Origin of the sequence: Sporosarcina sp. NCCP-2331, assembly GCF_023707945.1 — a bacterium.
Lineage (GTDB): Bacteria > Bacillota > Bacilli > Bacillales_A > Planococcaceae > Sporosarcina > Sporosarcina cascadiensis.
Map to the genome: position 1 here is coordinate 1 of NZ_BRCD01000051.1, position 11,458 is coordinate 11,458.

Consider the following 11,458-nt stretch of genomic DNA (forward strand, 5'->3'; position numbering starts at 1 on the left):
AACGGATTCAGCCATGTATATGTCTACCGGCAGCTGGCGGGCTATGACCGTCTGTCGGTCCGGATGATGCTCGCCGTCAGCGTCTTATTTACCGTGTTCCTGCAAGTGGCGGTCACGGTGACGGGCTATCCAGAATTAAACGGCATTTTGCTGTTCGTTTTTCTGCTCGGCATCGGATTCATGCGAGGCGGCATGCCGATTATACATAATGTGTTATACGCTTTAGGGAGTACCGCAGGCCTGACGCTTACGAGGCTTGTAGGGCTGGAGTCTGCCATGAAACTGTATATGGAGAGTCCGTGGAATCTGTATATTTGGACCCCGAGCCTTCTGCATCTGCTGGTCTCCGTTTTGATTTTGATTGCCGCTGTCGTGGGCCGCCGGCAGATTGCGCTGTTCGGGCGCTATGCCGTGATGGGCCGGTTTTACGCGGTCAGCTATGTTCTTCTGACTGCGAGTTTCGTCGCGCTTATGCTGCTGTCATCGCCTGCTTCGTTAATGTCGGCAGCCTGGTATCAGCAGGCTGCGTACGTCAGCTATGTCGCCGCGTTCGTACTGTTTTTTCTCCTGCTGACCGTGCTGCTTGTCAGCTGGCAGATCGCAAAAGACCGCATGGCCGAACGGCAGCAGATGCTGCTTGATAATGAAATGCTTGCCTACGTCGGCAAACTCGAGGCAATTCACGATGACTTCATCAGCTTCCGCCATGATTACCTGAACGTCCTGCTGGCGCTGGATGAAGGCGTGCGGCAGAAAGATCTGGCGCTGATTGAAGATGTCTATACAAATGTTGTGGCGCCGACTTCGGAACAGCTGAAACTGCGGGAATATGACCTGCTGAAGCTGTCCCGGATCGAGGTGCCGGAAGTGAAAAGCGTACTCGCTGTGAAAGTGATGACAGCGTATCAGCAAAATGTTGACGTGATGATCGATATCCCTGAAACGGTGGAATCGATTGCCATGCCGGTGACTGATTTTATCCGGGTCATTACGATTTTGCTCGATAATGCGATAGAAGAGGCGGTTGCCAGTGAAGAAAAACAGCTGCAGCTGGCGCTTTTCGATACGCCGGCTATTCAATATATCATCGTCCGCAACAGCAGCCGGGCTGAATCAGCCGATATCCGGCAGCTGTATGCAAAACAGTATTCGAATAAAAAGAACGGCAGAGGAATCGGGCTGTTTTCGCTGAAGCGGATTCTGGACAAGTCCTCTTATGCAACGCTTGAAACGTCATCTGCCGCCCATTTGTTCAGCCAGCAGCTGCTGCTGAAGAAAGAAGCGGACCGTTCATGACTGAATTCCGGCCGTTTGGGAAGAATCCGTTTTCGTAACCGGCCTGCTTCGGTAAGGTAGAAGCAGGGGGGTGACCGTATATGGCAGGAATTCTGTTCGCTTCAGCAGTTGGTCTTCTGCTTCCTGCAGGGCTGTTCATCGCGTCTTTCTTGAAAAAGCAGTGGCTGCCGTACGTGCTCGGCATACTGGCGTTTATCGTCTCACAAGTGCTGATCCGACTTCCGCTGTTGTCGTATCTGAGTGTAAACAGCACGGAATATATGATGCTGAGCGCTCTTCATCCGCTTCTCTATGCCGTATTTCTTGGCGTGACGGCGGGACTTGCGGAAGAACTGGCGCGGTATGCCGCGATGCGCTATTTCATGAAACAGCGCCAATGGCAGTCGGGACTGTTTTTCGGTGCGGGACATGGAGGAGTGGAGGCGTTGCTGCTGTTTGGTTTGCCTGCCGTCAGTTATTTGTTCACTACAGCAACGCCGATCGGCACGGGTCTGTATTTCATCGGCGGGATGGAACGGATCTTTGCCATTCTTCTGCATATCGGACTGTCGCTTCTTGTGCTGCAGTCGGTCAGGCAGAAGAAATGGAGATTCTTACTCGCAGCGATTATCATCCATACAATGATTGATGCGATGATCGGTATCGTGCCGTTGTTTGTAGCGAAGGATCTGCAGCTGCTGGTCATGGAAACGTTGATTGGACTGCTCGCTGTCGGCTTGTTCCTGTACGGTCTCCGAATGAAAAGGAAGGGTGGATGGACATGAAAAAAATGATGATGGTTATCGCGGTGGCGCTGCTGCTTGCCGCGTGCGGTGGGAAGAAAGTGGATGAAGAAACATCGAAAATATATATCGGCAAGGCGGAGGAAGTGGTTGCGCTGCTGAATGAAGGCGATACGGCGGGTGTTCACGAGATGCTCGATGCCAATATGAAAGAGGCGCTGACTGCTGACCAGCTGGAAGAAGTGACTGGCATGATACAAGATTCCGGCGAGTTCAAAGAGGTGGATAAGTCGTCTGTCGAGGAAGACAAAGGGCATTTCATTACGGTACTGGCTGTGAAGTACAGCGAGGGGACACGGGTATTTACTATCACATTCAATGACTCGCAGGAAGTGGCGGGATTGTATATTAAGTAACGGCGGATTTTTGCGGAAGGGATTAAGGGTGCCTGTGCGTCATACAATTCGGACAATATTCTGAATTGTTTATAATTTGTTTGGCGCACAGGCACGCCAGAAGGGATGAGGGAGATTTTATTCGCATCTAAAAAAGACGGCGTGTACTTTGCGGCGGTTTGGATGACGGTGGCGGTTATAGCAGCGAGTATCGGCCTGGAGTTTTCATTCGACGTGGTATCTGTGCTGTGGCTGCTGTTCGGCTTGCTGCTGATAGGATTTCTGCTGTGGCTTTGGTTCGGCACGAATTATCATGTCGGGGAAGAAACCCTCACCATCCGGAATGGCCCACTGGTGTATCGTGTCGCAATGGAAGATATTCACAGGATCCGTAAAGTGAAAAGTGTATTGGCGACGCCCGCGCTGTCCGTGAATAGATTAGCTTTGGAGTATGGGAAATACCGCGATATACATGTTTCACCGAAGAATGAACAGGAATTTGTCAGGGTGTTGTTGGCCCGGAATCCGCGTATAGAGGTGGATGAGAAGGTTTTGGGGTGTTAAGCAGATAAATCGCTTTGAAAATTTCGTACTACGAACTTTCCAAAGCGATTTTTCTAGCTTCTTGGACATCGAATTCGGTGCCTTTATGGCTTACAGTCATATCTTTAATTCCGTAAAATAATATAAACCAAATACACAATATACGAAGCGGCAAGTACCACTCCTTCACGCTTTCCGATTTTGAATCCGGTTCTTGAGAAAATCAGTAGCACGACAGTGAGGACAATCATGAAGACCACGTCCACGACAACTTTATCGTTTATAGCCAATGGGGAAATGGCTGCCGATGCACCGAGTACAAATAAAATATTGAAGATATTACTCCCGACAATATTCCCGAGCGCAATTTCACTTTCTTTTTTCAGCGCCGCTGTAATAGAAGTGACCAGTTCAGGAAGAGAGGTTCCAATGGCGATGATCGTGAGTCCTACCAGCGTCTCACTCATGCCGAGAGAGTAGGCGATTTCCGTGCCGTTTTTCACAACTAGATCCCCGCCGAATATAATGGCGGCCAGTCCGAGCAGGGTGATGCCTATATTTTTACCTCGGCTAATGTTGGTGGTTGATGGTTTGATTTCATTGTTTTTACGGCTTTTCAGACCGGTCTCAATTACATAATACAGAAAGATGGAAAGAAACAGCAGGAAAATAAAGCCATCCCCGCGCGTGATCATATTGCTGCCGGACCCGAGGACCACGTCGCTCATCAGGACAAGCAGCGCCACACTGGCGAGCAGGGTGAACGGGATTTCCTTTCGGATGGTCTCACTTTCGACTTTCAGGGGATATAAAAAAGCGGCCAGTCCGACAACAAGCGTGATATTGAAAATATTGCTGCCGACCACGTTTCCGACTGCGACGCCCGAATTGCCTTCGAGTGCGGCAATAATACTGACAGTCGCTTCCGGAGAACTTGTCCCGAATGCCACGATGGTCAGGCCGATTAAAAGTGGCGGGACCCGCAGCAGTCTTGCAATATTGGAGGATCCCTCAACGAAAAAGTCTGCTCCTTTTATTAATAAGGCGAATCCGACGAGTAATAGAATATATGCCATTGAACTGTTTTCTCCTCCTTTGAGTAGTGGTGCCTGTGCGCCAAACAAACGTGAAAGTTTAAACATTCATGTTAGTTTCAACAATCATGAATGTTTATTGCACAGGAACTTCCGAGATTAGGCCGGTGAACAGCAAATAGATTCCTGTACATAATAAAATACCATAGGTGACGCGTCGAAAGGTATTCTGGCTGATCCATTTAGATGATAACTGGCCCATCACGATGCCGATAAAAAGAGCGGGGATAGCTGACATGGACAAAATCCACGTCTCTTTGGAGGTCCCGCCCAGTGCTATTTGCATAATTAAACTAGCGGCATAAACGAAAAGATAATAAGCCAGTGTCGTGCTCCGGAGTGTTATCTGGTCAATACGGGCTCCCGAAAAGTATAGCAGCAGAGGGGGACCTGGCACGCCGATGCTGGTAGTTAGTGCACCGGAAATGCCTCCAGCTAACAGATCCCTGTTCTGTGTCCGGCTCATCGTAAACTGCAGCATCAATAAGACGGTCAACAGCAGGATCAGAGCTCCGACGGCCATTTTCAGCAGTCGGATGTCCAAGAAAAGATAAATGAAGATACCGCATAGTAAGCCGGGGATGCTTCCTTTGACCAATTGGAGCAGCATGGATCGGTCGATTTCATTTCTGATTGTGCGGATCATAAATGCGGACAGGCAGATGGACAGGATGATATTTATCTGAATTGCAGTTTGCGGCGGATACAGAAATAATAAAAATGGCGTGCCGATAATAGAAAAGCCGTAGCCGGTACTCGTCTGCAAAAGTGATGCAATGAGTACAATCACCATAAGTATGATAACCTCTTCGCTCATAAGAAAATCACCTGCTTTTCTGCAGCGGAACTGCGGGAATCATTCGATCTTTTCTACTGTAAGGGTAATGATCTTGAGCGGAGCCGTTTCCATAATTGTTCCGTCATACCCTATCTTAACTTTATCCCCGATTTGAAACGTTTCATTCGGGTTTACTGAGAGGTTAATTTCAATTTGTCCAAGGACTTTGCCGTCTTCTTGTGCAGCATCAACCAGTGCGCTGTCTCCTCTGATTTCCTGAATAGTACCTATGAAAGTTGCCTTCACATCGTTTTTAGAACTGCAGGCAAACAGCAGGCCGGCAGCCAGGATGAGGGTGAATACTATCGCCTTATTTTTCATAGCTGCATTCCTCCTTTAACAAAAAGACGAATATTCTGGATTAATGTTCGTGTGTGTGAACACTGAATGACATGTGGAGTTTTGATTGAACATGAAACATTTCAATGAATGAATCCGTAGAATAGGCAGTTTTGATTACACTATAAGGGATGAATACGTTGAAATCCAGTGAGAGAATTTTTATCCTCATCGCCATGACACTGCTGATCGCAGTTTCAGCTGCTGTCGTGTTTGGCGGTTTGTATTTCGGGCTTGCAGGTTTCTTTTACTTAATCGGCGTCACTTATGAATCAAACGGAACTTTGCTGCTGTTCGTTTTCTACTGCATCTTGATTGGAATCATTTTTGAAATCATTGAAAAAGTCATTCTGTTTTTCCTGCTGAAGTCGAATTTGCAGGCGCGGAAGAAGTTTATTTGGATGGCACTTGTGAAGTTCGCATTGACATGGATGGTCATTCATACGGTTAATGAATGGATGACTGGAATCACGTTAACGGGCTTTGCGGAAATCCTGACAGCGATTTTGATCGTCAGCGTGGATATCGTATTTGATGACGAACAGAAGAAAGATAATAGGAGGCCATTATGAAAATCAGAGAGCTGCATTCAAATGAAACGCCTCCGGTTGATTTGCTGCTCTTAGCAGATCCTTCCAGGAAACTGGCTAACGAGTACGTGAAAAGAGGGACTTGTTTTATTGCGGAAGAAGGAGAAGTAATCGTCGGTGTATTCGTCCTGCTGCCTACAAGACCCGGTACGGTGGAACTTGTGAATATTTCGGTAGCGGAGGGGCGTCAGGGCGAAGGAATAGGAAAGACATTGGTTCTGACAGCGATCAGGGAAGCAAAGTCCAATGGCTATATGACGATGGAGATCGGGACGGGCAATTCGAGCATCGGCCAGCTGGCGCTCTATCAGAAATGCGGTTTTCGAATAACTGGCATCGATAGGGATTTCTTCACCAGGCACTACAAGGAAACGATTTTTGAAAACGGAATCCAGTGCAGGGATATGATCCGGCTTTCGCAGGATTTGTGAAGAATGAAAGCATATACAGAAAGGAAGTGAATTTAATGGAAATTAGAAAACCTGACGAAATGGAACAGGAACAGATTATTTCTTTATCTCCTCAGGCAATCGCTGACGGCACGCTGGGTGAGGTAAAGCCGACAAATGAAAAAGTGCGGCAGCTGATGGAGCCGCTTCTGAAAAAAGGCTGCTATTATCTGGCTGCTTATGAAAACAACGAATTGCTGGGCTGGATTCTTGCCGGTCCGAGTAAAGATCAATTCACGGATCAGCCGATTGGTTTTATTTATGAACTATTTGTCAGAGAGGAATTTAGGGGAAAGGGAATCTCGAAGCGGTTGATGTCTGTTGCGATTGATCGGTTGAAAGAGACCGGATATCCTGAAATCCGCCTGAGCGCATTTGAAGGAAATCCCGCGATCCGGCTGTACGAAAAGATGGGGTTCCATGCGAGGAACGTGACGATGAGTCTACAGATAAAATAGAGAGCAGTCCCTGTGTGACAATCACACGTGAAACTGATTATCGCACAGGGATGGAAGAGCTCCTTGAAAAGCCGTTGTATCACTACATACATTGAGCAAAAATCCCGGACGGTATCAGGTGTTATAAAAGTTGAATGCCGAGCAGCTTTGCGATTTTTTCGCGATAGATGTCAAATTCTTTCACCGCCTTTAAGTTAGCCAGCATTCCCTGGAAAATGTACGACTCCAATTCCGGCTTTTTCAGTTCAGCAGACAGAAAATCAATCACGCCCTGCAAGCCTTCTTTTTTCTCCGAATCAAACTTCATCACCTCGAGCTGTTCTTTCATGTCCGCCAGCAGCGCAAGGACTTTTTCCTTGCGGTTCGCTATGCCGAATGTCTCTTTCGAGAAAGGGTTCAGCAGATTATTTTTCATGATTGGCACTTCGCCGTTTTCAAAGGATTCGACCATGTCATCAATTCGGTTCATCATGAAATTCGAGATCAGGGAAGTATCGATCTGTAAATCTTGAAAAAGCATGACGGCAAGGTAACTGGTACGGATTCCTTCAATCAGTAAAATAATATCTCCGGTATAGGCAGTGATCTTTTCCCCGAATAATTCAATTAAGTTTTTTTCATACCAGCTCAGCATTTCATATTGGGTTTTCTCCATCACTTCGCGCAGTTGTTTATTGATGGAAAAATTTTGTTCGCGCATATAGACCATCAAGAATTCTTTCTGCTGATTCAGTTGTTCAAATGGCACATTCAGCTGTTTCTTCATTTTATCCCGTGGATTTAAACGTTCCTGATCAATTTCTTGAGTTCTGGTTCTTAGTTGCTCAAAGTAGTATTCAAAAATAGCGATATGCAGTTCTTCTTTAGAAGAAAAGTGATGATAAAAAGCCCCTTTGGAAATCCCGCAGTCATTCACGATGTTTTGGACAGACGTGTTCGTAAAGCCATCCTTCGCAAATAATTTAATGGCAGACTCTATGAGTTCTTTGCGTTTCTTTTCCTTCATTTGCCTCCCCTTTTCACAGTGCATATTTACATGATTAGCAAACAGTTTACCAACATGCAATGAATTGTCAACAGTAGGATAATTTTGTTCCACGCTCTCCTTTTGACCGACTAGTCACAAAATGGACAAAGCATTTATGAGTAGATGAAATTTATAATATCGTAACAGATTGAAACTTGATTTTGACTGACTGGTCATTTATAGTATAAAACATCGTGACTGACTGGTCAATTTGTCATTGGGGTCAGTAAATGTTTTAGCAGACAGTTGCGCAGATGATAGTTCACTGCTCAGGGGAGGGAAAGTCTGAACGGGAAGTTTCTAATGCAGGACATCATAAATGATCGCTGATTTAATATTATTCGAAACTAATTTGCCGGGAGTGTATCACTTGAAGAAAATAACGAATTTTGCGCTCAACAATAAATTTGCCGTATGGATTCTGACGGTAATGGTAATTGTTGCAGGCTTGTACTCTGGTTTTAATATGAAACAGGAAACGATGCCGACGATTACTTTGCCGAATGTAACGGTACTGACTGCCTATCCGGGAGCTGCTCCTGATGAAGTAGCGGAAAAAGTGACGGTTCCCATTGAACAACGGATCCAGAACCTGGACGGCGTAGAACTGGTCAGCTCGTCTTCGTTAGCCAACGCTTCTTCTATTCAAGTTCAATTCGGTTTTAAAACGGATATGGATAAGGCAACAGAAGAAATAAAAGAAACCTTGTCCGTACTTTCATTGCCGGAGGGTGTGAATGAACCGCAAGTCTCACGGTTAAGTTTCAATGCGCTTCCTGTTTTGACATTGAGTGTCAGTGATAACAAACGGACTGCGGATGAGATGAGTGCGGTGGTGGAGGCGGATGTCCTTCCAGTTTTAGAGGGAATCGAAGGTGTTGCAGACGTACAGATCAGCGGACAACAGCTGAAAAAAGTCACAATAGACTTTGATGAAGAACAACTGAAGAAATACGGAATGTCACAGGAAACGATCCAGCAGATCATTCAAGGATCTGATATTACACTGCCGTTAGGTTTAACGAATTTTGACGGTGAAGTAAAAAACTTGGTGATTGACGGGAATATTGCCAGTGTCGATGATTTGAAAAAGCTGAAGATTCCTGCCGTGCCTTCACAGGGAGCCGGTCAAATGGATCCCGCACAGCCTGCTGCTCCGACTGCACAGACACAGGTGCCAATGGAGATGCCTTCTGTCCAATTAGGCGACCTGGCCGAGATCAAGGTGGTAAGTGAAGCAGAATCAATTTCCAGAACAAACGGGGAAGACTCCATTGGTATTCAAATTGTCAAAGCAGCTGATGCCAATACAGTAGAAGTTGTCAACGATGTAAAAGATACACTGACTGCTTTTGAAAAGGATTTGGCGCTGACGGTCACTTCGACGATGGATCAGGGACAGCCGATTGAAGAAGCGGTCAGTACGATGCTGAGCAAGGCGTTGTTCGGTATCGTCTTTGCCGTGTTAATCATTTTACTGTTCTTGAGAAGTATTAAAACGACCCTTATTTCTATTGTCTCTATCCCATTATCTTTATTAATGGCAATATTTCTTCTGCACCAAATGGACATCACTCTGAATCTGTTAACACTGGGTGCTCTGACCGTAGCAATTGGGCGAGTCATCGATGATTCCATTGTGGTCATGGAAAATATTTATCGCCGTATGGCATTGCCGGATGAAAAGTTACGCGGAAAAGACTTAATTCGTGAAGCGACACGGCAAATGTTCATCCCGATATTTTCTTCTACCATTGTAACCATTGCGGTATTTTTACCGATTGGTTTAGTGGGCGGAATTGTTGGGGAAATGTTCTTGCCGTTCGCTCTGGCCATCGCATTTGCGCTCGCAGCTTCCTTGATTGTGGCAGTGACAATTGTTCCGATGCTTGCTCATTCATTGTATAAGAAGCAGTTAACCACTGTTGGTTCCAATGAAAACAGCAGGAAAATCGAGAAGCCCGGGAAGATGGCTCATGCTTACAAGCGTATTTTGGAATGGACACTCGACCATAAACTGATTACATTCGGTGGATCGGTTGTACTGCTCGTCTTAAGCTTCTTCTTGGTACCGCATATCGGCGTTAGCTTCCTGCCTGAAGAGGAAGAAAAAATGATTATCGCCACGTACAGTCCGGAAGCGGGCCAAACAAAAGAAGATGCTGTAGAGATTGCACAGAATGCAGAGGAATTCTTCAGCAAACGTGAAGGGGTAACGACTTATCAGTATTCATTGGGAGGCGGAAGTCCGATGGATGCTATGATGGGAATGGGCGGAAGTAATTCTGCGCTATTCTTCATTGAATACGATAAGGATTACAAGAATTTTGACGGAGAAAGCTCAAAAGTCATTGATGCGCTGAATGAAAATTCAGCCCGTGGCGAATGGAAAAGCATGGACTTTGGCGGTATGGGCGGCAGCGGCCTGCAACTGTTTGTCTATGGAAATAGTAAAGAAGATATTGAGGCTGCTGCGAAGCAAATTTTACCGATTCTTGAAGACCATAAAGATTTGGAAAAAGCTGAGTCCAGTCTTTCTGAAGCATACGATCAATATACGCTAGTCGCCGATCAGGAAAAGTTGAGCAGCCTGGGACTGACTGCTGCGCAAGTGGGCATGAGCCTGATGGGAACAGGGGAAGAGCCTGCACTGACTACAGTAAAACAGGACGGCAAAGAATTACAGGTCTATGTTGAAGTAAAAGAAGACGAGTACAGCAGTATCGAAGAACTGCAGGATAAAGTGATTCCAACACCGCTTGGCGTTCCCGTCAGACTGGGAGATGTCATGGAGGTGGAAGAAGGAAAAACACCGGATACGATTGATCGGCGTGACGGAAAAATGTATGCTTCTCTGACAGCTGATGTGACAAGCAAAGATGCTGCTGCAGTTTCAAGTGCTGTTGAAAAGAAAATTAATGACCTCGATTTGCCGACTGGCGTTAAGGTTGACTTTGGCGGCGTCACAGAACAAATCAATGAGTCATTCTCACAATTAGGTCTGGCGATGCTTGCCGCAGTAGCAATTGTCTACTTTGTGCTGGTTGTAACATTTGGCGGCGCACTGGCACCGCTCGCCATTCTGTTCTCACTTCCATTTACCATTATCGGAAGTCTCGTGGCACTCTGGATTGCCAATGAACCTCTAAGTGTCTCAGCGATGATCGGCGCACTGATGCTGATCGGTATCGTCGTGACCAATGCGATCGTGTTGATCGACCGAGTCATCCATCAGGAAAAGGCAGGGTTCTCGACCCGGGAAGCTCTGTTGGAAGCGGGATCCACTCGTCTCCGTCCGATTTTGATGACGGCTCTTGCTACTATCGGAGCACTTATCCCATTGGCAATGGGTGTGGAAGGCGGCGGTGGCGGTTTGATTTCTAAAGGATTGGGCATCACAGTAATCGGCGGACTGATCAGTTCAACTTTATTGACGCTGGTGATTGTTCCGATTGTTTATGAAACATTTATGAAACCGCGGAAGAGAAAAGTGAAACAGCAGAAGGAGACAGTACGCGATAATTAATGAATGACGATAATTTACAGCAACAGCGCCCTTTGACCGGTCATTTGGTCAAAGGGCGTTTTTTACTGAAGTTCAGTTGAAAAAATGGGTCAAACGGAATTTGAAAGAAATTCAGAAGGCCTGCTCACCGGTTCAGGAAAAGTTGCTGACGCTTTGCGAACTATTCTGAATAGTATTAGAA

Annotated in this window: 12 protein-coding genes; 8 read left to right on the forward strand and 4 right to left on the reverse strand. The window is 46.2% G+C overall.

Going from position 1 to position 11,458, the window contains the following annotated elements; all coding sequences use genetic code 11:
* The 4 genes from NCCP2331_RS17710 to NCCP2331_RS17725 form a co-directional block, all read left to right on the forward strand.
* Positions 1-1,296 (forward strand): GHKL domain-containing protein (locus NCCP2331_RS17710; protein ID WP_251672033.1); only part of this gene is annotated, 1,296 nt, incomplete at its 5' end.
* A gap of 80 nt (positions 1,297-1,376) precedes the next feature.
* Positions 1,377-2,060 (forward strand): YhfC family glutamic-type intramembrane protease, encoded by a 684-nt coding sequence (locus tag NCCP2331_RS17715; protein ID WP_251672034.1) that lies wholly within the window; start codon positions 1,377-1,379, stop codon positions 2,058-2,060.
* Positions 2,057-2,434 carry a DUF3887 domain-containing protein gene (locus tag NCCP2331_RS17720; RefSeq protein ID WP_251672035.1) on the forward strand — a complete coding sequence of 126 codons (378 nt, stop codon included), beginning with the start codon at positions 2,057-2,059 and terminating at the stop codon, positions 2,432-2,434. The genes NCCP2331_RS17715 and NCCP2331_RS17720 overlap by 4 nt, the downstream gene beginning before the upstream one ends.
* 105 nt (positions 2,435-2,539) lie before the next feature.
* Complete coding sequence (locus NCCP2331_RS17725; RefSeq protein WP_251672036.1) at positions 2,540-2,977, forward strand: PH domain-containing protein; 438 nt, start codon at positions 2,540-2,542, stop codon at positions 2,975-2,977.
* Between the two features lie 104 nt (positions 2,978-3,081).
* Here NCCP2331_RS17725 and NCCP2331_RS17730 read toward each other — a convergent pair whose 3' ends face one another.
* The 3 genes from NCCP2331_RS17730 to NCCP2331_RS17740 all read right to left on the reverse strand — a co-directional run bounded on the left by NCCP2331_RS17730 (position 3,082) and on the right by NCCP2331_RS17740 (position 5,209).
* Entirely contained in the window at positions 3,082-4,032 is a 951-nt protein-coding gene (locus NCCP2331_RS17730) for a calcium/sodium antiporter (RefSeq protein ID WP_153723042.1), read from the reverse strand.
* Between the two features lie 94 nt (positions 4,033-4,126).
* Positions 4,127-4,867 carry a sulfite exporter TauE/SafE family protein gene (locus NCCP2331_RS17735; RefSeq protein WP_153723041.1) on the reverse strand — a complete coding sequence of 247 codons (741 nt, stop codon included), beginning with the start codon at positions 4,865-4,867 and terminating at the stop codon, positions 4,127-4,129.
* Between the two features lie 39 nt (positions 4,868-4,906).
* The gene (locus NCCP2331_RS17740) at positions 4,907-5,209 is read right to left on the reverse strand and encodes a hypothetical protein (RefSeq protein ID WP_153723040.1); all 303 of its coding nucleotides are present in this window, start codon (positions 5,207-5,209) and stop codon (positions 4,907-4,909) included.
* A gap of 158 nt (positions 5,210-5,367) precedes the next feature.
* Here NCCP2331_RS17740 and NCCP2331_RS17745 point away from each other — a divergent pair, with 158 nt between their 5' ends.
* Genes NCCP2331_RS17745 through NCCP2331_RS17755 form a run of 3 tightly spaced genes read left to right on the forward strand, consistent with a single transcriptional unit; the run spans position 5,368 to position 6,724 of the window.
* Positions 5,368-5,799 carry a YrvL family regulatory protein gene (locus NCCP2331_RS17745; RefSeq protein ID WP_251672037.1) on the forward strand — a complete coding sequence of 144 codons (432 nt, stop codon included), beginning with the start codon at positions 5,368-5,370 and terminating at the stop codon, positions 5,797-5,799.
* A complete protein-coding gene (locus tag NCCP2331_RS17750) occupies positions 5,796-6,248 on the forward strand; it encodes a GNAT family N-acetyltransferase (RefSeq protein WP_251672038.1) in 453 nt (150 codons plus the stop codon). The genes NCCP2331_RS17745 and NCCP2331_RS17750 overlap by 4 nt, the downstream gene beginning before the upstream one ends.
* Before the next feature lie 35 nt (positions 6,249-6,283).
* On the forward strand, positions 6,284-6,724 hold the full coding sequence (locus tag NCCP2331_RS17755; protein ID WP_251672039.1) for a GNAT family N-acetyltransferase: 441 nt from the start codon (positions 6,284-6,286) through the stop codon (positions 6,722-6,724).
* A gap of 121 nt (positions 6,725-6,845) precedes the next feature.
* Here the strand turns inward: NCCP2331_RS17755 and NCCP2331_RS17760 are convergent, their stop codons facing one another.
* Complete coding sequence (locus NCCP2331_RS17760) at positions 6,846-7,730, reverse strand: TetR/AcrR family transcriptional regulator (protein ID WP_153723036.1); 885 nt, start codon at positions 7,728-7,730, stop codon at positions 6,846-6,848.
* Positions 7,731-8,121: 391 nt separating this feature from the next.
* On the opposite strand from NCCP2331_RS17760, the gene NCCP2331_RS17765 reads away from it, so the two are divergent.
* Positions 8,122-11,277 carry an efflux RND transporter permease subunit gene (locus tag NCCP2331_RS17765; RefSeq protein ID WP_251672040.1) on the forward strand — a complete coding sequence of 1,052 codons (3,156 nt, stop codon included), beginning with the start codon at positions 8,122-8,124 and terminating at the stop codon, positions 11,275-11,277.
* Positions 11,278-11,458: the final 181 nt, after the last annotated feature.